At 72.4% G+C, this 23,962-nt stretch carries 24 protein-coding genes; 8 read left to right on the top strand and 16 right to left on the bottom strand.

Features of this window, described 5'->3' with window-relative positions; all coding sequences use genetic code 11:
* Positions 1–32: 32 nt before the first annotated feature.
* From AC07FJ_RS03560 to hisI, 3 genes are read right to left on the bottom strand one after another with little or no spacing between them, the layout of a single operon-like run.
* Positions 33–692 carry a TIGR02234 family membrane protein gene (locus AC07FJ_RS03560; protein WP_479044782.1) on the bottom strand — a complete coding sequence of 220 codons (660 nt, stop codon included), beginning with the start codon at positions 690–692 and terminating at the stop codon, positions 33–35.
* 14 nt (positions 693–706) lie between these two features.
* A complete protein-coding gene (locus AC07FJ_RS03555) occupies positions 707–2,194 on the bottom strand; it encodes an anthranilate synthase component I (RefSeq protein ID WP_479044781.1) in 1,488 nt (495 codons plus the stop codon).
* Positions 2,195–2,205: 11 nt separating this feature from the next.
* Positions 2,206–2,556, bottom strand: a complete 351-nt coding sequence (hisI, locus tag AC07FJ_RS03550) for a phosphoribosyl-AMP cyclohydrolase (protein WP_355358359.1) — start codon at positions 2,554–2,556, stop codon at positions 2,206–2,208.
* A gap of 84 nt (positions 2,557–2,640) precedes the next feature.
* On the opposite strand from hisI, the gene AC07FJ_RS03545 reads away from it, so the two are divergent.
* The gene (locus AC07FJ_RS03545) at positions 2,641–3,276 is read left to right on the top strand and encodes a TIGR03085 family metal-binding protein (RefSeq protein ID WP_479044778.1); all 636 of its coding nucleotides are present in this window, start codon (positions 2,641–2,643) and stop codon (positions 3,274–3,276) included.
* Between the two features lie 115 nt (positions 3,277–3,391).
* Positions 3,392–3,778, top strand: a complete 387-nt coding sequence (locus AC07FJ_RS03540) for a VOC family protein (RefSeq protein WP_479044776.1) — start codon at positions 3,392–3,394, stop codon at positions 3,776–3,778.
* Positions 3,779–3,874: 96 nt separating this feature from the next.
* On the opposite strand, the gene hisF is transcribed toward AC07FJ_RS03540, so the two are convergent.
* Genes hisF through hisD form a run of 8 tightly spaced genes read right to left on the bottom strand, consistent with a single transcriptional unit; the run spans position 3,875 to position 9,667 of the window.
* Entirely contained in the window at positions 3,875–4,630 is a 756-nt protein-coding gene (gene hisF, locus AC07FJ_RS03535) for an imidazole glycerol phosphate synthase subunit HisF (RefSeq protein ID WP_361414619.1), read from the bottom strand.
* Positions 4,627–5,040, bottom strand: a complete 414-nt coding sequence (locus AC07FJ_RS03530; RefSeq protein ID WP_479044772.1) for a RidA family protein — start codon at positions 5,038–5,040, stop codon at positions 4,627–4,629. The genes hisF and AC07FJ_RS03530 overlap by 4 nt, the downstream gene beginning before the upstream one ends.
* Positions 5,037–5,771 (bottom strand): bifunctional 1-(5-phosphoribosyl)-5-((5-phosphoribosylamino)methylideneamino)imidazole-4-carboxamide isomerase/phosphoribosylanthranilate isomerase PriA, encoded by a 735-nt coding sequence (gene priA / locus AC07FJ_RS03525; RefSeq protein WP_355358373.1) that lies wholly within the window; start codon positions 5,769–5,771, stop codon positions 5,037–5,039. The genes AC07FJ_RS03530 and priA overlap by 4 nt, the downstream gene beginning before the upstream one ends.
* Before the next feature lie 57 nt (positions 5,772–5,828).
* Positions 5,829–6,467 (bottom strand): imidazole glycerol phosphate synthase subunit HisH, encoded by a 639-nt coding sequence (hisH, locus tag AC07FJ_RS03520; RefSeq protein ID WP_479044770.1) that lies wholly within the window; start codon positions 6,465–6,467, stop codon positions 5,829–5,831.
* The gene (locus AC07FJ_RS03515) at positions 6,464–6,631 is read right to left on the bottom strand and encodes a hypothetical protein (protein ID WP_479044769.1); all 168 of its coding nucleotides are present in this window, start codon (positions 6,629–6,631) and stop codon (positions 6,464–6,466) included. The genes hisH and AC07FJ_RS03515 overlap by 4 nt, the downstream gene beginning before the upstream one ends.
* Positions 6,628–7,221, bottom strand: a complete 594-nt coding sequence (gene hisB / locus AC07FJ_RS03510; protein ID WP_030492957.1) for an imidazoleglycerol-phosphate dehydratase HisB — start codon at positions 7,219–7,221, stop codon at positions 6,628–6,630. The genes AC07FJ_RS03515 and hisB overlap by 4 nt, the downstream gene beginning before the upstream one ends.
* The gene (locus tag AC07FJ_RS03505) at positions 7,218–8,348 is read right to left on the bottom strand and encodes a histidinol-phosphate transaminase (protein ID WP_479044766.1); all 1,131 of its coding nucleotides are present in this window, start codon (positions 8,346–8,348) and stop codon (positions 7,218–7,220) included. The genes hisB and AC07FJ_RS03505 overlap by 4 nt, the downstream gene beginning before the upstream one ends.
* Complete coding sequence (hisD, locus tag AC07FJ_RS03500) at positions 8,345–9,667, bottom strand: histidinol dehydrogenase (protein ID WP_479044764.1); 1,323 nt, start codon at positions 9,665–9,667, stop codon at positions 8,345–8,347. Before hisD ends, AC07FJ_RS03505 begins: the two co-directional genes overlap by 4 nt.
* Positions 9,668–9,826: 159 nt before the next feature.
* On the opposite strand from hisD, the gene AC07FJ_RS03495 reads away from it, so the two are divergent.
* The 4 genes from AC07FJ_RS03495 (at position 9,827) to ybaK (ending at position 13,980) form a co-directional block, all read left to right on the top strand.
* Entirely contained in the window at positions 9,827–11,434 is a 1,608-nt protein-coding gene (locus AC07FJ_RS03495; protein WP_479044762.1) for an oxidoreductase, read from the top strand.
* A gap of 232 nt (positions 11,435–11,666) precedes the next feature.
* Positions 11,667–12,710, top strand: a complete 1,044-nt coding sequence (locus AC07FJ_RS03490; protein ID WP_479044761.1) for a hypothetical protein — start codon at positions 11,667–11,669, stop codon at positions 12,708–12,710.
* Between the two features lie 5 nt (positions 12,711–12,715).
* Positions 12,716–13,456 (top strand): LON peptidase substrate-binding domain-containing protein, encoded by a 741-nt coding sequence (locus AC07FJ_RS03485; protein WP_479044759.1) that lies wholly within the window; start codon positions 12,716–12,718, stop codon positions 13,454–13,456.
* A gap of 17 nt (positions 13,457–13,473) precedes the next feature.
* Positions 13,474–13,980, top strand: a complete 507-nt coding sequence (ybaK, locus tag AC07FJ_RS03480; protein ID WP_479044758.1) for a Cys-tRNA(Pro) deacylase — start codon at positions 13,474–13,476, stop codon at positions 13,978–13,980.
* A 284-nt stretch (positions 13,981–14,264) separates the two neighbouring features.
* Here ybaK and AC07FJ_RS03475 read toward each other — a convergent pair whose 3' ends face one another.
* The 4 genes from AC07FJ_RS03475 to AC07FJ_RS03460 form a co-directional block, all read right to left on the bottom strand.
* Positions 14,265–14,939, bottom strand: a complete 675-nt coding sequence (locus tag AC07FJ_RS03475) for a DUF2567 domain-containing protein (protein ID WP_479044756.1) — start codon at positions 14,937–14,939, stop codon at positions 14,265–14,267.
* A gap of 34 nt (positions 14,940–14,973) precedes the next feature.
* Positions 14,974–15,702, bottom strand: coding sequence for an ABC transporter permease (locus tag AC07FJ_RS03470; RefSeq protein WP_479045282.1), 729 nt, complete (start codon positions 15,700–15,702; stop codon positions 14,974–14,976).
* A gap of 208 nt (positions 15,703–15,910) precedes the next feature.
* Positions 15,911–16,882, bottom strand: coding sequence for an ABC transporter ATP-binding protein (locus AC07FJ_RS03465; RefSeq protein ID WP_361415187.1), 972 nt, complete (start codon positions 16,880–16,882; stop codon positions 15,911–15,913).
* A gap of 38 nt (positions 16,883–16,920) precedes the next feature.
* Positions 16,921–18,207, bottom strand: coding sequence for an NYN domain-containing protein (locus AC07FJ_RS03460; protein WP_479044754.1), 1,287 nt, complete (start codon positions 18,205–18,207; stop codon positions 16,921–16,923).
* A gap of 394 nt (positions 18,208–18,601) precedes the next feature.
* On the opposite strand from AC07FJ_RS03460, the gene AC07FJ_RS03455 reads away from it, so the two are divergent.
* On the top strand, positions 18,602–18,766 hold the full coding sequence (locus AC07FJ_RS03455; RefSeq protein ID WP_361414591.1) for a hypothetical protein: 165 nt from the start codon (positions 18,602–18,604) through the stop codon (positions 18,764–18,766).
* A gap of 73 nt (positions 18,767–18,839) precedes the next feature.
* Here AC07FJ_RS03455 and dnaE read toward each other — a convergent pair whose 3' ends face one another.
* A complete protein-coding gene (dnaE, locus tag AC07FJ_RS03450) occupies positions 18,840–22,379 on the bottom strand; it encodes a DNA polymerase III subunit alpha (RefSeq protein WP_479044752.1) in 3,540 nt (1,179 codons plus the stop codon).
* 192 nt (positions 22,380–22,571) lie between these two features.
* Here dnaE and AC07FJ_RS03445 point away from each other — a divergent pair, with 192 nt between their 5' ends.
* Entirely contained in the window at positions 22,572–23,897 is a 1,326-nt protein-coding gene (locus AC07FJ_RS03445; RefSeq protein ID WP_361414587.1) for a DUF2252 domain-containing protein, read from the top strand.
* Positions 23,898–23,962: the final 65 nt, after the last annotated feature.

Raw genomic sequence — 23,962 nt, 5'->3', positions numbered from 1 at the left:
GCCGGCGGCCGCCCGGAGCCGTCCCCCGGGCGTCAGGCGCCGCGCGTGGGGTCCTCGCCGCGGTCCAGGGCCTTCCACAGCTCCTCGGGGCGCTCCGGGTCCACGGGGCGCCGTGCCGCGCGTGCCCGGGGGGCGCCGTCGCGTTCGTACCGCCCGGACATGGCGGGCCAGGTACGGCCGTAGCGCAGGGCCAGCAGTCCGGCCAGCAGGAGCAGCAGGCCGCCGGCCGCCGTCACGTACGGCCAGGGGGTGTGCGTGAGGGCGTCCACGCGGGCGGCGGTGTCCCCGGTGGTGCGCGCCGCCTTCTCGTCCAGCGCGGCGCTGTCGGAGGCGCCCAGGTACGCGGCGGCCGCCGCTCCCGCGCCGGTCAGCGTGAGCAGCAGGGAGACCAGAAGGCGGCCGGCCCTGCGGACCGCGAAGACGGCCACCAGGGCCGCCAGGCCGACGATGGCGAGGGCGGTGGGTACGCCGGTGACGTCGCCGCCGGAGGCGTCGAGCGGGGCCGCCCCGCCGCCCACCGCGACCTCGCCCTCGGCCCAGGTCTGCCCGGAGGCGAGCAGGACGACGGCCGCTCCGACGGCGCCGAGGAACAGGGCGGCGGCGAGACTGCGACGGCCGCGGGTGGCGGCCGTCGTCTCGTCCGCGCGCGTGGCACGGGGCTGGGGTACGGATGCGGCAGTCACGTACTCCACTATCCCTTACGCCGTCATGCGTGGTTCATCCGGTTGGCGGTGTGCACGGCGCGGAGCACGGCGGCCGCCTTGTTGCGGCATTCGGTGTCCTCGGCGACCGGGTCGGAGTCGGCGACGACACCGGCGCCGGCCTGGACGTACGCCGTGCCGTCGCGCAGCAGGGCCGTACGGATGGCGATGGCGGTGTCGGAGTCGCCGGCGAAGTCCAGGTAGCCGACGCAGCCGCCGTACAGTCCGCGCCGGGAGGGCTCCAGCTCCTCGATGATCTGCATGGCGCGCGGCTTGGGCGCGCCGGACAGGGTCCCGGCGGGGAAGCAGGCGGTCAGCACGTCGAAGGCGGTGCGGCCCTCGGCGACGCGGCCGGTGACGGTGGAGACGATGTGCATGACGTGCGAGTACCGCTCGATCGACATGAAGTCGACGACCTCGACGGAGCCCGGTTCGCACACCCGGCCCAGGTCGTTGCGGCCGAGGTCGACGAGCATGAGGTGCTCGGCGCGCTCCTTGGGGTCGGCGATGAGCTCCTCGGCGAGCGCCTGGTCCTCCTGCGGGGTGGCCCCGCGCGGACGCGTTCCGGCGATGGGGTGCACCATCGCGCGGCCGTCCTCGACCTTGACCAGTGCCTCGGGGCTGGACCCGACGACGTCGAAGCCGTCGAACCGGAAGAGGTACATGTACGGGGACGGGTTGGTGGCCCGCAGCACCCGGTAGACGTCCAGGGCACTGGCCGTACAGGGCGTCTCGAACCGCTGGGAGGGCACCACCTGGAAGGCCTCGCCCGCGCGGATGCGCTCCTTGATGTCCTCGACGGCGTCCTGGTAGGCCTTTCCGCCCCACAAGGCGGTGTACGGCGGCAGCTCGGAGGGCGGCAGGGCGGCGGGCTCCGTCGCCAGCGGCTTGGCCAGGTCGGCGGCCATGGCGTCGAGGCGGGCGACGGCGTCGGCGTACGCCTCGTCGACGCCGGTGTCGAGGTCGTTGTGGTTGATCGCGTTGGCGATCAGCAGGACGGTGCCGTCCCAGTGGTCGAGGACGGCGAGGTCCGAGGTGAGGAGCATGGTGAGCTCGGGCAGCCGCAGGTCGTCGCGGCCGTGCTCGCCGATGCGCTCCAGCCGGCGCACGACGTCGTAACCGAGGTAGCCGACCATGCCGCCGGTGAAGGGCGGGAGGCCGGAGGCGAGGTCCCTGGGGGTGTGGAGCGTCTCGATGGTGGCGCGCAGCGCCTCCAGCGGGTCGCCGTCGACGGGGACGCCGACGGGCGGGGTGCCGAGCCAGTGGGCCTGTCCGTCGCGCGCGGTGAGGGTGGCGGCGCTGCGGACGCCGACGAAGGAGTACCGGGACCAGGAGCGGCCGTTCTCGGCGGACTCCAGCAGGAAGGTCCCGGGGCGCTCGGCGGCGAGCTTGCGGTAGAGCCCGACCGGGGTGTCGCCGTCCACGAGCAGGCGGCGGCTGACGGGGATGACGCGGCGGTCGGCCGCCAGCTTGCGGAAGGTCTCGAGATCCATGGCGGCAGACCCTATTCGGCGAGGGGGAGGACGTCGGCGTCGAAGCAGGTACGGGCGCCGGTGTGGCAGGCGGCCCCCACCTGGTCGACCTTGACCAGGACGGTGTCGGCGTCGCAGTCCAGGGCGACGGACTTGACGTGCTGGACGTGACCGGAGGTGTCGCCCTTGACCCAGTACTCGCGGCGGCTGCGGGACCAGTAGGTGCAGCGGCCGGTGGTGAGGGTGCGGTGCAGGGCCTCGTCGTCCATCCAGCCGAGCATGAGCACCTCGCCGGTGTCGTACTGCTGGGCGATGGCCGGGACCAGCCCGTCGGGGCTGCGCTTGAGACGGGCGGCGATGGCCGGGTCAAGGTTGCTGGTCATGTCGCCATTGTGCCGTGGCCCCGGGGTCGGCCCGGGGGCACGTCCACTGGGCGGACCGGGCCCTGCCCCCGTACGCTGGCGCCCATGTCGACCCATGCCAAGCGTGAACGACTTCTGCTCGCCGATCTGTTGGAAGCGGCGGGCCCGGATGCCCTGACCCTGTGCGAGGGGTGGAAGACCCGGGACCTCGCGGCCCATGTGGTGGTGCGCGAGCGCCGCCCGGACGCCGCTGCGGGAATCCTGATCGGGCCGCTGCGCGCCCGCCTGGAGCAGGTGCAGGCGGAGTACGCCTCGAAGCCGTACGACGAACTGATCCAGCTGATCCGTACGGGGCCACCGAGGATGTCCCCGTACGCGCTCAAGCAGGTCGACGAGGGGGCCAACACGGTCGAGTTCTACGTCCACGCCGAGGACGTGCGGCGGGCCCAGCCGGACTGGACGCCGCGCGAGCTGGACCCGGTCTTCGCGGACGCGCTGTGGTCGCGCCTGGAGAAGGGGGCGCGGATGCTGTGCCGCAAGGTGCCGGTGGGTCTGGTGCTGCGCCGCCCGAACGGCCAGACGGCGGTGGGCCGCCGGGGCACCCCGGTGGTCACGGTGACCGGGGAGCCGGGCGAGCTGACGATGTTCGCGTTCGGCCGCCAGGACGCGGCGAGCGTGGAGGTCGAGGGCGACAAGGAGGCCGTGGAGCGGCTGCACGGGGCCAAGCAGCTGGGTATCTGACGGCTGCCGCCGGACGCCTCCGACCTGCGGCGACGGCGCGCGATCGGCCACTGTCAGTGGTGGCGGGCATCATCGGACGTACGTGGTTCATCCCGGCGGACCCCGGAGGCGGACGATGATCAGGATCGCGATGACGAGCGTGTACGTCGACGACGAGGCGAAGGCGCAGGCCTTCTACACCGGCGTGCTCGGCTTCGAGACGAGAACCGACCTGGATCTGGGCGGGGCGCGGTTCATCACGGTGGCCGCGCCCGGCCAGGACGTGGAGCTGCTGCTGGAGCCCGGGGACAGCCCGCTGGCGGCGCAGTACCGGAAGGGGCTGCGCGAGGCCGGGCTGCCGTGCCTGGTGCTCTCGGTGGACGACCTGCGGGCGGAGCACGAGCGGCTGAGCGGCCTGGGCGTGCGGTTCACGCAGGCGCCCATGGAGCAGGGTCCGGTGCTGACGGCCGTGCTGGACGACACCGTCGGCAACCTCATACAGCTGGCCCAGCGGGCGGCCTGAGCCGCCCGCCGGGCCTGGCGCGCGGGTCTGCCGGTACCCCGGCCTGGCGCGCAGGTCTGCCCCGTCCGCCGAGCCCGGCGGACGGCGGGTGCCGCGTCAGCGGACCGGGTGGCCGGCCTCGCGCAGGGTGTCCTTGACCTCGGAGATCCGCAGGTCGCCGAAGTGGAAGACCGAGGCCGCCAGCACCGCGTCCGCGCCCGCGTCGATGGCGGGCGGGAAGTCGGCGAGCTTGCCGGCGCCGCCGGAGGCGATCACCGGGACCGTGACGTGCTTGCGCACGGCCGCGATCATCTCGGTGTCGTAGCCGTCCTTGGTGCCGTCCGCGTCCATCGAGTTGAGCAGGATCTCGCCCGCGCCCAGCTCGGCGGCCCGGTGGGCCCACTCGACGGCGTCGATGCCGGTGCCGCGGCGGCCGCCGTGCGTGGTGACCTCGAAGGTGCCCTGGGGGGTGCGGCGGGCGTCGACCGACAGGACCAGCACCTGGCGGCCGAAGCGCTCGGCGATCTCCTGGATCAGCTCGGGGCGGGCGATCGCCGCGGTGTTGACGCCGACCTTGTCGGCACCGGCGCGCAGCAGCTTGTCGACGTCCTCGGCGCTGCGGACGCCGCCGCCGACGGTCAGCGGGATGAAGACCTGCTCGGCGGTGCGGCGCACCACGTCGTAGGTGGTCTCCCGGTTGCCGGACGACGCGGTGATGTCGAGGAAGGTCAGCTCGTCGGCGCCCTCGGCGTCGTACAGCTTGGCCATCTCGACGGGGTCGCCCGCGTCGCGCAGGTTCTGGAAGTTGACGCCCTTGACGACCCGGCCGTTGTCGACGTCCAGGCAGGGGATGACTCGGACCGCGAGGGTCATGAGGACTGCGCTCCTCGCTCTGTTCCTCGGTACGCCTCGATCTCGACCTCGACGACCAGCCGGGGGTCGACGAAACCGGAGACGATGATCATGGATGCGGCGGGCCGGACGGCGTCGAACAGCTCCTTGTGGGCCCGGCCGACCTCGTCCACGTCCCGCGCGTGGGTGATGTACATGCGGGTGCGGACCACGTCCGCCGCGCCCAGGCCGAGCTGCTCCAGTGCGCCGAAGGCCACGTTGAAGGAGTTGACCGCCTGCTCGTAGGGGCCGCCCTCGGCGATCTGGCCGTCGACGACGGAGGTGCAGCCGGAGACCAGGACCAGGCCGTTCGGCAGCTCCACGGCGCGGGAGTAGCCGAACTGCTCCTCCCAGGGCGCGCCGGTCACGACCTTGCGTACGGAAGCGGTCATTCGGCCACCGCCGCGACGGCCGCGAGGGCCTCCTCCAGGGTGAACGCCTTGGCGTACAGCGCCTTGCCGACGATCGCGCCCTCGACGCCCTCGGGGACGAGCGCGGCGATGGCGCGCAGGTCGTCGAGCGAGGAGACGCCACCGGAGGCGACGACCGGCTTGTCGGTGGCGGCGCAGACGTTGCGCAGGAGCTCCAGGTTCGGGCCCTGGAGCGTGCCGTCCTTGGCGATGTCGGTGACCACGTAACGGGAGCAGCCCTCGGAGTCGAGGCGGGCCAGCGTCTCGTACAGGTCGCCGCCGTCGCGGGTCCAGCCGCGGCCGCGCAGCGTCGTGCCGCGGACATCCAGGCCGACCGCGATCTTGTCGCCGTGCTCGGCGATGACCTTGGCGACCCACTCCGGGGTCTCCAGGGCGGCGGTGCCCAGGTTGACCCGGGTGCAGCCGGTGGCGAGCGCGGCGGCGAGCGAGGCGTCGTCGCGGATGCCGCCGGAGAGCTCCACCTTGATGTCCATGGCCTTGGCCACCTCGGCGATCAGCTGCCGGTTGTCACCGGTGCCGAAGGCGGCGTCGAGGTCGACCAGATGGAGCCACTCGGCGCCCGCCCGCTGCCAGGTCAGGGCCGCCTCCAGGGGAGAGCCGTACGACGTCTCCGTGCCGGACTCGCCATGGACGAGCCGTACGGCCTGGCCGTCCCGGACGTCGACGGCGGGGAGGAGTTCGAGCTTGCTCATCTCAGCGGGTCCTAGATCCTTTGGAGGGAGATCAGAAGGGGAGGTCGGAAGGTGGGGTCAGAAGGTGTGGAGCCAGTTGGTCAGCAGCTGGGCGCCGGCGTCGCCGGACTTCTCCGGGTGGAACTGCGTCGCCCACAGCGCGCCGTTCTCGACGGCCGCCACGAACCGCTCGCCGTGCGTGGACCAGGTGACCTTCGGCGCGCGCATGGCGGGGTTCGTGATCTCCAGGTCCCAGTCGTGCACGGCGTAGGAGTGCACGAAGTAGAACCGGGCGTCGGCGTCGAGGCCGGCGAAGAGCTCGCTGTCCCCGGGCGACTCGACGGTGTTCCAGCCCATGTGGGGCACGATCGGGGCCTGGAGCGGTCCGACCGTGCCGGGCCACTCGTCGAGGCCCTCGGTCTCCACGCCGTGCTCGATGCCGCGCGCGAAGAGGATCTGCATGCCGACGCAGATGCCCATCACGGGGCGGCCGCCGGAGAGCCGGCGCTCCACGATCCAGTGGCCGCGGGCCTCCTTGAGCCCCGTCATGCAGGCGGAGAAGGCGCCCACGCCGGGGACGAGCAGCCCGTCGGCGTTCATGGCCTTGTCGTAGTCGCGGGTGATCTCGACGTCGGCGCCGACGCGGGCGAGGGCCCGCTCGGCGGAGCGGACGTTGCCGAACCCGTAGTCGAAGACCACGACCTTCTTGGAAGTCATTCCCAGATCCCCTGAATCCGCATGACGCCGGCGACCAGGCACATCACCGACGCGATGGCCAGCAGGACGATGAGTCCCTTGGGCATCTCCTGCTTGGTGAAGGAGTACACGCCGCCGGTCAGGAAGAGGCCGACGACGATGAGGATGGTCGAGAGACCCGTCACAGCGCGCCCTTCGTGGAGGGCAGGATCCCGGCCGCGCGCGGGTCGCGCTCGGAGGCGTAGCGCAGGGCGCGGGCGAGGGCCTTGAACTGGCACTCCACGATGTGGTGGGCGTTGCGCCCGTACGGCACGTGGACGTGGAGCGCGATCTGCGCCTGCGCGACGAAGGACTCCAGGATGTGCCGGGTCATGGTCGTGTCGTACGAGCCGATCATCGGCGCCATGTTCTCCGGCTCCGTGTGCACCAGGTAGGGGCGGCCGGAGAGGTCGACCGTCACCTGGGCGAGGGACTCGTCGAGCGGCACGGTGCAGTTGCCGAAGCGGTAGATGCCGACCTTGTCGCCGAGCGCCTGCTTGAAGGCGGCGCCCAGCGCGAGGGCGGTGTCCTCGATGGTGTGGTGCGAGTCGATGTGCAGGTCGCCGTCGGTCTTGACGGTGAGGTCGAACAGACCGTGGCGGCCGAGCTGGTCGAGCATGTGGTCGTAGAAGCCGACGCCGGTCGACACGTCGACCTTTCCGGTGCCGTCGAGGTCTATCTCGACGACGACGGACGTCTCCTTGGTGGTGCGCTCGACCCGTCCTACGCGGCTCATGAACTCTGCTCCTTCTTCAGTGCGCGAACCGCATCCAGGAACGCGTCGTTCTCTTCGGGGGTGCCGGCGGTGACCCGCAGCCACCCCGGTACGCCGTTGTCCCGGACCAGGACGCCCCGGTCGAGGATCCGCTGCCAGACGGCATGGGCGCCGCCCTCGCCGGTGAAGCGTCCGAACTGGACGAAGTTGGCGTCGGACTCGGTCACCTCGTACCCGATGGCGCGCAGCTCGGCGACGATCCGGTCGCGCTCGGCCTTGAGCTGCTCGACGTACCCCAGCAGCGTATCGGTGTGCTCCAGGGCGGCGAGCGCCGTGGCCTGGGTGACGGCCGACAGGTGGTACGGCAGGCGTACGAGCTGGACGGCGTCGACCACGGCCGGGTGCGCGGCCAGGTAGCCCAGGCGCAGTCCGGCGGCGCCGAACGCCTTGGACATGGTCCGGGAGACCACCAGGTGGGGCCGGCCCTCGATCAGCGGCAGCAGCGAGGGGCGGTGGCTGAACTCCACGTACGCCTCGTCGACGACGACCAGCGACGGCTTGGCGGCCTGCGCGGCCTCGTACAGCGCCAGTACGGTGTCGGCCTCGACGGCGGTGCCCGTGGGGTTGTTGGGCGAGGTGACGAAGACGACGTCGGGGCGGTGCCGGGCGATGGCGGCCCTGGCCGCGTCCACGTCCACGCGGAAGTCGTCGGTGCGCGGCCCGGAGATCCAGCCCGTCCCGGTCCCGCGTGAGATCAGTCCGTGCATGGAGTACGAGGGCTCGAAGCCGATCGCGAGGCGGCCCGGTCCGCCGAAGGTCTGCAGCAGCTGCTGGATGACCTCGTTGGAGCCGTTGGCGGCCCAGAGGTTGGCGAGGCCCACGTCGTATCCGGTGGTACGCGTGAGATAGGCGGCGAGGGCCGTACGGAGCTCGACGGCGTCCCGGTCGGGGTAGCGGTTGAGCGTACGGGCCGCCTCCCGGACACGCTCGGCGATGCGCTCGACGAGCGGCTCGGGCAGCGGGTACGGGTTCTCGTTGGTGTTGAGGCGTACGGGCACGTCGAGCTGGGGCGCGCCGTACGGGGACTTGCCGCGCAGCTCGTCGCGGATGGGCAGGTCGTCGATGCCGACGGTGTCGGGGGCGGTCACTGCTGCGGCACCTTCCACCCGAAGCGGGCCTTGATGGCCGCGCCGTGCGCGGGCAGGTCCTCCGCCTCGGCGAGCGTCACCACGTGGTGGGCGACCTCGGCGAGCGCGTCGCGCGTGTAGTCCACGATGTGGATGCCGCGCAGGAAGGACTGGACGGACAGGCCCGAGGAGTGGCAGGCGCAGCCGCCGGTGGGCAGGACGTGGTTGGAGCCCGCGCAGTAGTCGCCGAGGGAGACCGGCGCCCAGGGGCCGACGAAGATCGCGCCCGCGTTGCGGACGCGGTCCGCGACGGCGGCGGCGTCGGCGGTCTGGATCTCCAGGTGCTCGGCGCCGTACGCGTCGACCACGCGCAGGCCCTCCTCCAGGCCGTCGACGAGCACGATCGCGGACTGCCGCCCGCGCAGGGCGGGCAGGATCCGGTCCTCGACGTGCCGGGTGGCCGCGACCTGCGGCTCCAGCTCCTTCTCGACGGCCTCGGCGAGGTCGACGGAGTCGGTGACGAGGACGGCGGCGGCGAGCGGGTCGTGCTCGGCCTGGCTGATCAGGTCGGCGGCGATGTGCACCGGGTCGGCGGTGTCGTCGGCGAGGACGGCGATCTCCGTCGGGCCGGCCTCGGTGTCGATGCCGATCCGGCCGGTGAAGTACCGCTTGGCGGCGGCGACCCAGATGTTGCCGGGGCCGGTGACCATGTTGGCGGGGGCGCAGGACTCGGTGCCGTACGCGAACATGGCGACGGCCTGGGCGCCGCCCACGGCGTACACCTCGTCGACGCCGAGGAGGGCGCAGGCGGCGAGGATCGTCGGGTGCGGCAGGCCGCCGTGCTCGCGCTGCGGCGGCGAGGCGAGGGCGATGGACTCGACGCCCGCCTCCTGCGCCGGTACGGCGTTCATGATCACGGACGAGGGGTAGACGGAGCGGCCGCCCGGTGCGTACAGCCCGACGCGCTCGACCGGAACCCACTTCTCGGTCACGGTGCCGCCGGGCACGACCTGGGTGGTGTGCGGGGTGCGGCGCTGCTCGCGGTGGACGATGCGGGCGCGCCGGATCGACTCCTCCAGACCGGCGCGGACGGCCGGGTCCAGCTCCTCCAGCGCGCGCGTGAGCGCGGCCGCCGGGACGCGGACCTGGTCGAGGACCACACCGTCGAACTTCTCCGCGTAGTCGATCAGCGCCGCGTCCCCGCGATGATGCACGGCCTCGCAGATGGGCCGCACCTTCTCCAGGGCGGCTTCCACGTCGAACTCGGCACGGGGCAGCAGGTCGCGCAGGGCGCCGCCCGTCGGGAGGGCGTCGCCACGCAGATCGATTCGTGAGATCACAGGTCAATTCTCTCAGACGGCGTCGCACGGCCGGACGTCCGTATCACTGGCTGATACAAGCCGCAGTGGCGTCTTGTCGTCACACCTGACCGTTAGCGTTCGGTCCGTCACACAGAGGGAAGAACAACCGTACGAACAGGGGAAGCGGAGGGGGCGGCAGTGACCGAGCCGCACGACGACGACGTACCGGGCGACCTCAGCCCGAGCGAGCTGGGCATGTGGCAGGCGTTCCGGATCGGCGCGACCTACGACCTAAGCGTGGGCAACGCGGTGCTGGACGATCCGTTCTCGCCGCGCGCCTGGCCGCCCGAGCGCAGCGTGCGCGCCCGGGTGGTCGCGCTGCTGCTCCTCGACGGGCCGCCGGCCCTGCCGGGGCGGGTGTCGGCGCTGAAGCTGCGCGGGGTGCAGATCACCGGGACGCTGGACCTGGCGGGCGGCACGGTCTCCCCGTACGTGGAGCTGCACGGCTGCCGGTTCGAGAACGAAGTGGTGCTGCCGGAGTGCCGGTTCGGCACGCTGCGCATGGTCGGGTGCGCGATACCGCGGCTGGAGGCGGCCCGGCTGCACACGGAGGGCGATCTGCATCTGCCGCGCTGCCGGGTGGAGCGCGGCATCCGGCTCACGGACGCCCAGATCGGCACGGACCTGCTCATCAACCAGATCCACGTCCGGCCGGACCGGAACGGGCGGGCGATCGTCGCGGACGGCATGTCGGTCGCGCAGGACCTGCAGGCGGAGCTGATCGAGACGTACGGCGAGCTGTCGCTGCGCGGCGCGAAGATCGGCGTGTCGCTGAACCTGCGGGGCAGCCGGCTGCGCGGCGCGGAGGGCCGGCGGGCGCTCAACGCGCCGCAGCTGAGCGTGGAGCGCACGCTCTACATGACGTACGCGTGGGTGAGCGACTCGGGGAACGTGGCGGGGACGACACCGCCGGGAGGGCTCGCCAACTTCAACACGCCGATGCGCGGAGCCCGGATACAGCCCTTCGAGTGCCGGGGCGGGGTGCGGCTGGACGACGGACGTTTCGGTGACGCGGTCGACTTCCACCACGCGCGCTTCTTGCTGTCGTCGGAGCGGAAGGAGGAGCTGTCGCTGCGCCGGATCGTCACCCCGGAGCTGCGGTTCAACGGCGAGCGCCCGGAAGAGGGCCGGGTCGTGCTGAACGGCGCGAAGGTCGTCACGCTGATCGACCTGTCCACCAGCTGGCCGGGGCCGGGCGGGCTGGCGATGGGCGGTTTCGTGTACGAGAACCTCGTGCCGTACGGGCACTTCCCGCTCGCCCGGCGCCTGGAGTGGGTGGCGGCTGCGACCCCCGAGTACGCGCCGGAGCCGTACGAACGGCTCGCGGCGGTGCTGCGCAACAGCGGGGAGGACGCGGACGCGCGCGAGGTACTGCTGGCCAAGCAGCGCAGGCGGCGCGAGACGCTGCCGCTGGCCGCGAAGCTCTGGGGATACCTCCAGGACTGGACGGTGGCGTACGGCTACCGGCCGGGCCGGGCGGCGCTGTGGATGGCGGTGCTGTGGGCGGCGGGGGCGCTGGCCTTCGCGCAGTGCGACCCCGCCGCGATAAAGGGGGACGAGCACCCCGAGTGGAACGCCCCGCTGTACGCGCTCGATCTGCTGCTGCCGGTGATCAACCTGGGGCAGGACGGGTACTGGCGCCTGGAGGGCATATGGCAGTGGGCCTCGGCCGTGCTGATCCTGCTGGGATGGGTCCTGGCCACGACGGTGGCGGCGGGTGCCTCACGGCTGCTGCGGCGGAGCTGAGGCCGAGCCGCGCCTGAGCGGCGGCGGGCCGAGCGCTGAGCCCGAGCCGAGGCGGGCTGCGGGCGAGCTGAACAAACGGCCGCCTTCCGTACCGGCGTGCGACGAATGTGCCCCGATTCGCCGCCGGGACACCGCTTTCTTTACGGTCTCTTGACATTCGGGGATGCAACCATTCCGCCGCTACGAAAGCTTCACAGCAGGCCACTGGCGCGGTCCCCACCTGCGTTTTTCAATGGTCCGCACCATGTCATTGCTCCGTGCTCTGCTCAGCACCGCCCGTGCGGGACGGCGCGGCGGCCCGCAACCCGCGGACGGGCTTCCGCCGGACCACGCGGTGCTGCTCGACGCGCCGGACGAGCGGCTCGGCCCGGCGCTGGTCGCCGCCGCGCTGGGGGACCACGCCCCGGCCGCCGCACTGCTGGCGGCCACCCGCGAGGCGGCCGAGTGGGAGAGCCGCGACCGGTACGTGGTGCGGCTGGCCGCGTTCGCGCGCAGCCGCGACGAGTGGCTGAGCCGCTGGCTGGCGCGCGCCCCGCGTGACCCGGACGCGCTCCTGGTCCACGCCGAGCTGGAGATCCGCAGGGCGTGGGCGTCGCCGGCGCGCGCCGAGCGGCTGCGCGAGCTGGGGCCGCTGATCGGCGCGGCGGCCGACGCGGCTCCGCGCGACCCGGTGCCGTGGCGGCTGGCGCTGGACCACGCGCGCGGCACCCACGCCACGCACACGGCGTTCGAGTCGCTGTGGGAGCAGGCCGTGCGGCGCTCCGCGCACCACTACGGCTGCCATGTCGCCGCGCTCACCTACCTGTCGGTCCAGCGGCGCGGCGCGCACCGCGAGTGCTTCCACTTCGCCGAGCAGGCCGCGGCCGACGCGCTGCCCGGTTCGCTGATAAGGGCGCTGCCGGTGCGGGCGGCGTTCACGCAGCTGACGGCCGGCGGCGTCGGCTCCGTACAGGCGGACCGGATCGACGCGGCGGCGGACCTGGCCATCGAGCTGTCCGGACGGTACGGGGCGGGCGACCCGTGGCCGGCCGAGGTGCGCAACGTGCTGGCCTACGTGCTGGTCGGGCGGGCGCGGTGGGCGGCGGCGCTGGAGCAGTTCCGGCTCATCGGGCCGCATGCGACGTCGTTTCCGTGGGCCTCGGCCGGGGAGGATCCGCTGGGCCGGTTCCTCGACGCGCGCGCCGGTGTGCGGCTCGAAGTGGCCCGCGCCGGACGCGCTGCCGTCCCGTTGCGCGGACGGGCCGGTCGTGGCCGTACGGGTGGCCATTACGCTTAGCCGCTGTGACCACCGCTCGCCTGCCCCTCTTTCCGCTGAACGCGGTGCTGTTCCCCGGCCTCGTGCTGCCGCTCAACGTCTTCGAGGAGCGTTATCGCGCCATGATGCGCGAGCTGCTGAAGACCGGCGAGGACGAACCGCGCCGCTTCGCCGTCGTCGCCATCCGCGACGGGCGCGAGGTCGCGCCGACCGCGCCCGGCCTGCCCGACCAGACCGCGCTGCCGGAGAAGGGGCCCGCCGCCGGTTTCGGCGCGGACCCGATCCAGGCGTTCCACCGGGTCGGCTGTGTCGCGGACGCGGCGACGATCCGGGAGCGGGAGGACGGCAGCTTCGAAGTGCTCGCGACCGGTACGAAGCGCGTGAAGCTGCTGTCGGTCGACGCGAGCGGGCCGTTCCTCACGGCCGAGCTGGAGGAGCTGGATGAGGTGCGCGGCGAGGGCGCGGGCGCGCTCGCCGAGGGCGTGCTGCGCGCCTTCCGCGCGTACCAGAAGCGGCTCGCCGGGGCGCGCGAGCGGTCACTGGCGACGGGCGTGGAGCTGCCCGACGAGCCGTCGGTCGTCTCGTACCTGGTCGCCGCGGCGGCGGTGCTGGACACCTCCGCGAAGCAGCGGCTGCTCCAGGCGCCCGACACGGCGACGCGGCTGCGGGAGGAACTGCGCCTGCTCCGCTCGGAGACGGCGGTCCTGCGCCATCTGCCGTCGCTGCCGGCGGTGGACCTCACCCGCACTCCGACGAGCCCCAACTGACGCGAGGAGCACCGCAGGTGGCGAAGAAGGCGAAGAAGCAGGAGAAGGGGGCGGGCGGGACCCCGGCGACGGTGGCGCTCACCGCCGCGGGCACGCCCTTCACGGTGCACGCGTACGACCACGACCCGGCGTCCCCCTCGTACGGGGAGGAGGCCGCGGAGGCGCTCGGCGTCTCGCCGGAGCGCGTCTTCAAGACCCTGGTCGCCGACGTGGACGGAGAGCTGACCGTCGCGGTCGTGCCCGTGGCCGGGCAGCTCGACCTCAAGGCCCTCGCGGCGGCGGTGGGCGGCAAGCGCGCGGCGATGGCCGACCCCGCGGCGGCCGAACGCACCACGGGCTACGTCCGCGGCGGCATCTCCCCGCTGGGCCAGCGCAGGCGGCTGCGTACGGTCCTGGACGCCTCGGCCTCCGCGCACGCCACGATCTGCGTCTCGGCGGGCCGCCGGGGCCTGGAGGTGGAGCTGGCGCCCTCGGACCTCGCCGCCCTCACGGACGCGGTCCTCGCACCCATCGGCCGCGGGTAGGCGGTACGGCGCCCCGCAGCCCACGTCGTGCGGCCCGCGTCAGGGGGCCCGCGTCAGGGGGTGGCGCCGTCCTTCGGGGTCGCGGGACCGTAGGGCCTGTCTTCCGGATCTTGCCGGGCTCGCGGGGTCTGGCACGCGCATCTTCCCCCGTAGCCCTTCGGGCACGGGAGGTGCCCCCAGCGTTGTCGTCAGTCGCCAATGCTCCGCAGTGGCTCCATCCTCCGCCTTGCATCTGCACGTACCAGACCCCGCTCCCTGACCCGGCCTGATCCGGAAGACAGGCCCTAGGCGTCCCACTCCGAGCTCGGGTACGGCTCCGGGTCCGGGTCCCGGGGCAGGAAGAGGGCCGCCAGGGCCAGGTGGACGAGCATGGCGGCGACCGGCCACGCCAGCAGCGCCCCGTGCGCGTTGAGCTCCAGCGGCGCGTCGAACGTGACGCCCGGACCCACCGCCCGGGCGTGCGCCACCACGTCGTGCGTGGGGCCCAGGAGCGTACCGACGCCCCAGCCGAGCAGGGAGCCCAGCAGGCCCCCCAGGGCGAGGCCGGCGACGACCGCGATGCCGCCGTGCCGGCGCGTGAACCAGAACACGGCCGCCGCGCTCAGCGCGCCGAAGCCCAGCCCGAGCAGCGTGAACGTACCGTCGGCGCCGACCGCGCCCTCGCCTTCGGTGTCCTTGACGAACACCGCCTTGCCGTCCGAGACCAAGCCGATCCGCGGCGCCAGCCACAGCCACAGCAGCCCCAGCGCCGCGCCCGCGAGTGTCACGCAGGCCGCCACCAGGACGCCCTGCCGTGCTTCGGCGGCCATGTCCGGCGCACCGTCCGCCCCGTCCGCCTGCTCGGCGCGCTTCGTGGCGGCGGAGGGGTACGGCGGCGGCCAGGCGGAGTCCTGCGGCGACGGCTGGTGAGGCGGCGTGGGAGGGGTAGGCGGCGTAGGTGGCGTCAACGGTGCGGTCACCCTGCCATCGTGCCAGGCGCCCGCCGGGGCCGCCTCATCGGACCGCCGCCCGCCGGTACGCCCACGTCGCGGCGGTCAGCGACAGCACGCCGACCACCGCGCAGACCGCCAGGTCCACCGCGACCGCCGCCCAGTCGGGACGGGTGTCGAACGTCCGGGCGAGCGCCTCGACTCCGTACGTGGACGGCAGCAGGTCCCGCGCCCACCCGACCGGCTCGGGCAGCCGGGCGGCCGGCAGCACGCCCAGCAGCAGGGCCGCCGACATCCCGAGCTGGCCCAGCAGCGTGGCGAGTTCCTGCCGCGGCGCGAGCAGCCCGAGCGCCGCGCCGAGCCCGGCGAGCGCGGCCCCGGCGAGCGGCACGACGGCCGCCAGGATCCACAGGTGCGTCAGCGGCAGCTGGAACAGGACGGAGCCGACGACCGCGGTGACGACGGTGCCCGGCACGGTGAAGGAGGCGTACGCCCCGGCCGCCCCCAGCACCACCGCGGCGGGCGGCACCGGCAGTGTGGCGTAGTGGTCGAGCCCGCCGCTCGCCCGCAGCTGCCCGAAGTACTGGGCGAGCAGGTTCAGTGCGACGAAGGCCACCACGAGCACGGACGACCCGGCGACCACGGCTCGCGCCTCGGCGCCGCCGTCGACGACACCGCGCATCAGGACCATGATCCCGACGGACTGGAAGGTCGCCACGAAGAGGAGGGGGATGCGCGCCACCCGGGCGCGGGACAGCTGCGCGCGGTAGACGGCGCCCAGCGCGGGCAGCAGCCGCGCGCGCGGCGCGAGCGGCGCGGCGGCACCGGACGTGACCGTGCCCGGCGCGGAAGCGTCCGACGCGGAAGCGTCCGGCGCGGGGTCATCACGCGGCGCGGGGTCGCGCGGCGCGGGGCCGGCGACCGGGGCTGAGCCGACCGTGCCGGGGGATCCCGGCGACAGGGCGGCCCGTGCGGGCACGATGCTCACCTGATGCTCCTGTTCATGCCTTGACCAGCCCCTTCGCCTCGCCGCCCAGCGCCAGGTACACGTCCTCCAGGCTCGGCGTGGCGAGTGTGAAGTCGTCGAGCGCTGCGAACGCCGCGCCGCCCGTCACCGCCGCGACCGCCGCCCGCGCCTCGTCCGGCGCCAGTCGCAGCACCCACCGGCGCCCGGACTCCTGCGCGGAGGCCCGCAGCGCGGCGACCTCGGGCACGTCGAGCGGCGCCCGGTCGCGCCACACCAGCTCCACCCGTACGTCACCGGCGACCCGCTCCTTGAGTCCGGCGGGGGTGTCGCAGGCGATGACCCGGCCGCGTTCCAGGACGGCGACCCGGTCCAGTACGGTCTCGGCCTCGATGACGTTGTGCGTGACGAGGACGACGGTGGTGCCGTGCTCGGCGCGGCGCCGGTCGACGGCCGCCCACACGGCGCGCCGCGCGACCGGGTCCATGCCGGTGGTCGGCTCGTCGAGGATGAGCAGGGGCCGCCGTCCGACGAGCGCGGTGGCGAAGCAGGCGAGCCGCCGCTGGCCTCCGGAGAGCCGCTTGAGGGGCCGCCCGGCGAGCTCGGTGAGGCCCAGCTCGGCGAGGACGGCGTCCCGCTCGCTGCGCGCGTCGCGCGCCGGGAGGCCGCGCAGCCGCCCGGTGGTCTCGGCGGCGAGCGCGACGGTCAGCTCGTCGAGGGCGGTGGACTCCTGCCCCAGGTAGCCGATCAGCCGCGACGCCCGCTCCGGGTGGCGTACGAGGTCGTGGCCGAGCACCTCCACGGTGCCGGAGTCGGGCCGCATGAGCCCGGTCAGCTGGCGTACGAGGGTGGACTTGCCGGCGCCGTTCGGCCCGAGCAGGCCGAAGATCTCGCCGCTGCGGACCTCCATGGTGATCCCGTCGGTGGCGCGCACCTCGGGCGTCGCGGGAGCCCCTCTTCGGGCGCGCGCGGCGGGGTACGTCTTGACCAGGTCCCGCACCACGCACACCGTACTCACGAGGGATGAGCCTAAAGGGTCGCGCTGCCCTATTCGCCCACGGGGGCGTGTTCGGCGGCCGCCCGTACGTCGATCTCTCGCCAGAAGCCAGCCCTGATGGCGTACCGGTCGTGCTCGTCGATCTGGTCGTCCTTGTGGGCGAGCAGCCCGAACCGTGCCGCGTACCGCAGCAGTTCCCCGTCGATGCGGTGCGGGATGCGCGGGTACATGCTCGACAGTTTCCCGACGTGACCCTGGTCGGGAAGCCGCTCCATCCAGCGCCGCGCGAAGACCTGGCCGACCTCGAAGGGGTCGCCGCCGACGGTGGTGATGTCCTCCTCGCGGTCAGCCCAGCGCTGCTCGGCGCTGGTCAGCTGGGCGAGCGTGGGCAGCGACGCCGTCTCGGCCGGCTCGCCGACCTGGCTCCCGGGGCGGTCGATCCAGCCCCGGTCGGAGGACCAGCGCAGGGTCGCGTTGGCCGGCTGGGGGCTGGGCGGGGGCGTCTGGGGGTGGGCCGGGCCGCGCAGGCCGGCCAGGTCCTTCGGGGTCGGCACCGCCCTGCCGGTGCCGGGGCCGGAGGGGCCACCGGAGCCGTTGACGGCGGCGGTCGGCGCGGGGGCCGGGGCGGGCGCCGCCGGGGCCGGGGCCCCGTTGCGTACGGCGGCGGCCGCGGAAGCCGCGGCCTCGGCGGCGGCCAGGGCCGACTCGGGGAGCGGCGCGGAGAGGATGGCGGCGATCTCGGGGCGGGGGGCGGGCTGCGGGGCGCACACGCCGCCCAGCTCCTTGGCCCGTACGGCGCGGGTGATCCACGCACGGTCGAGGACGCGCCGCTCGTCGGCCTCGGCGACGAGGTCCTCGGACTGGTTGTAGTCGCCGTCGGCGGCCTGGACCGCCCAGAGGTGGACGGCGACGCCGTGCTCCTTCGCCGACATCAGGCCCGGCAGCAGGTCGCCGTCGCCGGTGACGAGCACCACGTCGGAGCAGGCGCGGTTGCGGGCGAGCTCGGTGAGCTCGGCGTGCATCGCGGCGTCGACGCCCTTCTGGGCCCAGCGGCCGTCGCTGCGGGTCAGGGCGCCGAGCCGGACGGTGACGCGGGGCATGACGCGCAGCCGGCGGTGTTCCGGCTGGGGTACGCGGTCGGGGGCGCCGTCGAACCAGTAGATCCGCAGCAGGGGCTGGGCCGTGTCGCTCTCGGCGCGTTCGCGCAGCCCCTGGATGAGGGCGGCGTGGTCGACGGTGATCCGGGAGCGGGCCGGTTCCCCGGCGAGGAGGCTGGCGGCGGCGCCCAGGAGGTAGCCGGCGTCCACCAGGACGACGCAGCGGTCCACGTGTTCCACCCTCTTTCGGGAACCTCGGGATCGGAAGTTGCTTCGGTCTCTTCGGTCGTGCGGGTTCTTCAGGCGCTTCGGGTCTTCGGCACGGCGTGTGCTGCGGGGACTGCGGGTGTTGCGGGTACTGCGGGTGTTGCGGGTACGGCGAGTGCTGCGGGTCTCCGGGTACGGCGGGATCTCCGGTTGCGTCGATCTCCGCGTACGCCGGGGCTTCGGGTTCTTCGAGTCTGCCCGACTGCGGGAGGGTTAACGGCCGGAACTGGATCACCGGCGTGGCGGATCACCCTACGCGCCCCGCAGGGCTCCCGACTACGGTCCGCAATGATCCAAAATGCGCGGTTTTTACGCGTGTGTGAGTCTGAACGCGGCCCTGGCCCCTACACCCCACGGAGGCATCACCATGGCCAAGAACCGGAAGCAGGACCGCAGTCAGAAGCAGCCCGCCGCCGCCGAGCGCGGCGCTCCGCAGGCCGCCGGCACGATGGAGGCCGAGCCGCGCATGGCCCCCGTCACCCCGGCCGACGTGGCCCACAAGGGCCGGAAGAAGCGGTTCGGCCACAACTAGCGCGTGAGCTGACGGAAGGGGCGCGCCCGTGACGACGGGCGCGCCCCTTCGCGCGGGGTGGGGACGGGTCAGGTCAGCCGGCCAGGCAGGACGGGCCGAGCAGCACCTTGAGGTCGCCGAAGAGCGCCGGGTCCGGCTGGACGCGGTGCCGGTCGAGGCGGAGCACGGTGGTCGAGCGGGGGCCCTGGAGCTTGATGCGCACCTCGGTGTTGCCCTTGTGGTGTGTGAGGATCTCGCCGAGGCGGCTGACCATCGGCGGGGTGACCTTCACGGTGGGGATGGTGAGCACCACCGGGGCGTTCGTCCCGGCCGAGGAGAGGTCGGGGACCATCAGCTCCATGGCGACCAGCCGGGGCACGTCCTCGCGCTTGTCGAGACGGCCCTTGACGAAGACGACGGTGTCCTCGACCAGCTGGGTGGACACCAGCTGGTACGTCGCCGGGAAGAACATGCACTCGATGGAACCGGCCAGGTCCTCGACGGTGGCGATGGCCCAGGCGTTGCCCTGCTTGGTCATCTTGCGCTGGAGCCCGGAGATGATGCCGCCGATGGTGACGACCGCGCCGTCGGCGTGCTCGCCGCCGGTGAGCTGGGAGATCGCGGCGTCGGCCTTGTCGGACAGCACGTGCTCGATGCCGAAGAGCGGGTGGTCGGAGACGTACAGGCCGAGCATCTCGCGCTCCTGGGCGAGCAGGTAGGACTTCTCCCACTCGAGGTCGGAGAACTCCACGTCGAGGCCGAAGCCGGGCTCGCTGCTGTCCTCCTCGCCCATGCCGCCGAAGAGGTCGAACTGTCCCTCGGCCTCCTTGCGCTTGACCGCCACCACGTTGTCGATCATCGACTCGTGGTGCGCGACCAGGCTCTTGCGGGTGTGGCCCATGGTGTCGAAGGCGCCGGCCTTGATGAGCGACTCGATGGTGCGCTTGTTGCAGACGACCACCTCGACCTTGTCGAGGAAGTCGGGGAAGGAGCTGTACTTCCCCTTCGACTTGCGGCACTTGATGATCGACTCGACGACGTTCGTACCGACGTTCCGCACGGCGGAGAGGCCGAAGAGGATGACGTCGTCACCCTGGGCGGCGAAGTTCGCCTCCGACTCGTTGACGTTCGGCGGGAGCACCTTGATGCCCATGCGGCGGCACTCGTTCAGGTAGACGGCGGACTTGTCCTTGTCGTCCTTGACCGAGGTGAGCAGCGCCGCCATGTACTCGGCGGGGTGGTTGGCCTTGAGGTACGCCGTCCAGTAGGAGACGAGCCCGTACGCGGCGGAGTGCGCCTTGTTGAAGGCGTAGCCGGCGAAGGGGACCAGGACGTCCCAGAGCGCCTGGATGGCCTCGTCGCTGTAGCCGTTCTTCTTGGCACCGGCCTGGAAGATGGTGAAGTTCTTCGCCAGCTCCTCGGGCTTCTTCTTGCCCATGACGCGGCGGAGGATGTCGGCCTCGCCGAGTGAGTACCCGGCGATGATCTGGGCGGCCTTCTGCACCTGCTCCTGGTAGACGATCAGGCCGTAGGTGACGCCGAGGACCTCCTTGAGCGGTTCCTCCAGCTCGGGGTGGATCGGGGTGATCTCCTGCTGGCCGTTCTTGCGCAGCGCGTAGTTCGTGTGCGAGTTCATGCCCATCGGGCCCGGCCGGTAGAGGGCCGAGACGGCGGAGATGTCCTCGAAGTTGTCGGGCTTCATCAGCCGCAGCAGCGAGCGCATGGGGCCGCCGTCGAACTGGAAGACGCCGAGGGTGTCGCCGCGCTGGAGCAGTTCGAAGGTCGTGGGGTCGTCGAGCGGGAGGCTCAGGAGATCGATGTCGATCCCCTTGTTGGCCTTCACCATCTTGACGGCGTCGTCCATGATCGTGAGGTTGCGCAGGCCCAGGAAGTCCATCTTGAGCAGGCCGAGCGACTCACAGCTCGGGTAGTCCCACTGGGTGATGGTGACGCCGTCGGTGTGCCTCACCCAGACGGGGACGTGGTCGGTGATGGTCTCGCTGGACATGATCACGCCGGCGGCGTGCACGCCCATCTGCCGCACCAGGCCCTCGACGCCGCGCGCGGTGTCGATGACCTTCTTCACGTCCGGTTCGTTCTCGTACATCGCCCGGACCTCGCTCGCCTCCGAGTAACGGGGGTGGGACGGGTCGGTGATGCCCGAGAGCGGGATGCCCTTGCCGAGGACGTCGGCGGGCATGGCCTTGGTGATGCGGTCGCCCATCGCGTACGGGTAGCCGAGGACGCGCGCCGAGTCCTTGATGGCGTTCTTGGCCTTGATGGTGCCGTACGTGCCGATCATGGCGACCTTGTCGGCGCCGTACTTCTCGGTCACGTACCTGATCACCTCGACGCGCCGACGCTCGTCGAAGTCGATGTCGACATCGGGCATGGAGACGCGCTCGGGGTTGAGGAAGCGCTCGAAGATCAGGCCGTGCGGGATCGGGTCGAGGTCGGTGATGCCGAGCGCGTACGCCACGATCGAGCCGGCCGCGGAGCCTCGGCCGGGGCCGACGGCGATGCCCTGGTTCTTGGCCCACATGATGAAGTCGGCGACGACGAGGAAGTACCCCGGGAAGCCCATCTGGATGATGACGTCCATCTCGTAGTCCGCCTGGCGCTGGCGGTCCTCGGGGATGCCGTCGGGGTAGCGGCGGTGCATGCCGCGCTTGACCTCCTCCTTGAACCACGTCACCTCGGTGTGGCCCTCGGGGATGTCGAACTTCGGCATGAGGTCGCGCTTCTCGAACATGCCGGTGGTGTCGATCTGCTCGGCGACCAGGAGGGTGTTGCGGCACCCCTCCTGCCAGGCGTCCGAGGAGTCGATGGCGTACATCTCGTCCGTGGACTTCAGGTAGTAGCCGGTGCCGTCGAACTTGAAGCGGTCCGGGTCGGAGAGGTTCTTGCCGGTCTGGATGCACAGCAGCGCGTCGTGGGCGCCGGCCTCGTGCGCGTACGTGTAGTGCGAGTCGTTGGTGACCAGCGGCGGGATGCCGAGCTTCTTGCCGATCTCCAGCAGGCCGTCGCGGACGCGGCGCTCGATCTCGATGCCGTGGTCCATCAGCTCCAGGAAGTACCGGTCCTTGCCGAAGATGTCCTGGTACTCGGAGGCGGCCTTCAGGGCCTCGTCGAACTGGCCGAGGCGCAGCCGGGTCTGGAGCTCACCGGAGGGGCAGCCGGTGGAGGCGATCAGGCCCTCGGACCACTGCGCGATGGTCTCCTTGTCCATACGCGGCCACTTCTGGAGCCAGCCCTCCTTGTACGCGTCGGAGGAGAGCCGGAACAGGTTGTGCAGGCCGGTGTTGTTCGCCGCCCAGATCGTCTTGTGGGTGTAACCACCGGAACCGGAGACGTCGTCCCGCTTCTGGTGCGGCTGGCCCCACAGGACCTTGCGCTTGTTGCGCCGGGACTCCGGGGCGACGTACGCCTCGATGCCGATGATCGGCGTGACGCCCGCCTTCTGGGCCGAGTGGAAGAAGTCGTACGCCCCGTGGAGGTTGCCGTGATCGGACATGGCGATGTGCGTCATGCCCATCTCGTTGCAGGCGTTGAACATGTCCTTGAGCCGCGCGGCACCGTCCAGCAGGGAGTACTGGGTGTGCACGTGAAGGTGCGTGAACGGCGGCTTCGACACGGCTGCGGCCTCCGGGAGAGTCGGGGATGGGGACGCTCGGAAGTCTACGTGGGCCCACTGACAGTCTTGGGGCACCGGAGAGTACGGTCGCGCGTTGAGACGGACGGAACACCTGTCCGTTTTGTCATGTACGAAGCCAAGGGGCGCGCCCGCGCGCCCCGCCCGCACGTCCGTACCAGGAGGCACCCCGCGATGTCGGTCCCCCAGCCCACCGCCGAGGAGCGCGGTGAGCAGATCCTCTCCGTCTTCGGCACCGCCTTCGGCGAGCTCCTGGCCGCCGACCCGGCGGCCTTCCGGGTCAAGTTCCGGAAGATGGCCGCCTCGGCCTTCGCCTTCTACCGGGGTACGGCCTGCCTCTTCTACGCCGACCTGGAGCAGGAGCGGGACGGCGGCCCGTACCTGGACGAGCGCACGGGCCGGGTGTGGATCCACGGTGATCTGCACGCCGAGAACTTCGGCACGTACATGGACGCCAACGGCCGGCTGATCTTCAACGTCAACGACTTCGACGAGGCGTACGTCGGCCCCTTCACGTGGGACCTGAAGCGGCTGTCCGCCTCCCTGGCGCTGATCGGCTACACCAAGGCGCTCAGTGACGGGCAGATCACCGAACTGGTACGGATCTACGCCGCGGCCTACCGCGAGCGCATCCACGCCCTGGCGGCCGGCGCCCGCCACGAGGACGTCCCGCCCTTCACACTGGACACGGCCGAGGGGCCGCTGCTGGACGCCCTGCGCGACGCGCGCTCGCTGACCCGGTTCGGGCTGCTGGCGTCCATGACCGAGATCCGTGACTTCGAGCGGCGCTTCTCCTCCGGCGCCGGGACGATCGAGCTGGACGCGGCGACCCGCTACAAGGTGCTGGCGGCGTTCGACGGATACCTGGAGACGCTGCCCGAGTCGAGCCTGGCCCGGCCGGACTCGTACCGCGTGAAGGACGTGGTGGGGCGGCGGGGCATCGGCATAGGTTCCGCCGGGCTGCCGTCGTACAACATCCTCCTGGAGGGCAACAGCGACGCCCTGGAGAACGACGTCGTGATCTACATGAAGCAGGCCCAGACCCCGGCCGTCTCGCGCCATGTGACCGACCCGGCCGTCCGCGCGTACTTCCACCACGAGGGGCACCGCACGGTCATCTCGCAGCGGGCGCTCCAGGCGCACGCCGACCCGTGGCTGGGCTGGACCGAGCTGGACGGGGCCGGACAGCTGGTGGCGGAGGTCTCGCCGTACGCCGTGGACCTGGACTGGTCGGACATCGACGACCCGGAGGAGATCGCGGCGACCGTCGCGGACCTGGGGCGGGCGACGGCGACCATGCACGCGGCGGCGGACGACGAGAGCGGGCACTCCCTGGTGCCGTTCTCCACGGAGCGGGCCATCGACGCGGCGATCGCGGCGGACGAGGAGGGCTTCGGCGAGCTGCTGGTGGACTTCGCCCACCGCTACGGCGCCCGGGCGCGCGCCGACCACCAGATCTTCGTCGACCTGTTCCGCAACGGCCGGATCCCGGGCCTGTAGGGAGCCTGTGGAGGTCCCCTCTCCGGGTTCCCCGGCCTTTAGGGACCGCTTACCATCCGGCGTGG

The sequence above is a fragment of the Streptomyces sp. NPDC045998 genome (assembly GCF_056430285.1).
Note: the sequence above shows the minus strand (reverse complement) of the source record. Positions and strands in the feature narration are given on the sequence as shown.

Coding starts and splice junctions, on each gene's coding strand:
- AC07FJ_RS03545 (WP_479044778.1), top strand. CDS start 2,641: ATGTCGACCCATGCCAAGCGTGAACGACTTCTGCTCGCCGATCTGTTG.
- AC07FJ_RS03490 (WP_479044761.1), top strand. CDS start 11,667: ATGGTCCGCACCATGTCATTGCTCCGTGCTCTGCTCAGCACCGCCCGT.
- AC07FJ_RS03455 (WP_361414591.1), top strand. CDS start 18,602: ATGGCCAAGAACCGGAAGCAGGACCGCAGTCAGAAGCAGCCCGCCGCC.
- hisB (WP_030492957.1), bottom strand. CDS start 7,221: ATGAGCCGCGTAGGACGGGTCGAGCGCACCACCAAGGAGACGTCCGTC.
- priA (WP_355358373.1), bottom strand. CDS start 5,771: ATGAGCAAGCTCGAACTCCTCCCCGCCGTCGACGTCCGGGACGGCCAG.
- AC07FJ_RS03540 (WP_479044776.1), top strand. CDS start 3,392: ATGATCAGGATCGCGATGACGAGCGTGTACGTCGACGACGAGGCGAAG.
- AC07FJ_RS03530 (WP_479044772.1), bottom strand. CDS start 5,040: ATGACCGCTTCCGTACGCAAGGTCGTGACCGGCGCGCCCTGGGAGGAG.
- AC07FJ_RS03555 (WP_479044781.1), bottom strand. CDS start 2,194: ATGGATCTCGAGACCTTCCGCAAGCTGGCGGCCGACCGCCGCGTCATC.
- hisH (WP_479044770.1), bottom strand. CDS start 6,467: ATGACTTCCAAGAAGGTCGTGGTCTTCGACTACGGGTTCGGCAACGTC.
- AC07FJ_RS03445 (WP_361414587.1), top strand. CDS start 22,572: ATGTCGGTCCCCCAGCCCACCGCCGAGGAGCGCGGTGAGCAGATCCTC.
- hisF (WP_361414619.1), bottom strand. CDS start 4,630: ATGACCCTCGCGGTCCGAGTCATCCCCTGCCTGGACGTCGACAACGGC.
- hisI (WP_355358359.1), bottom strand. CDS start 2,556: ATGACCAGCAACCTTGACCCGGCCATCGCCGCCCGTCTCAAGCGCAGC.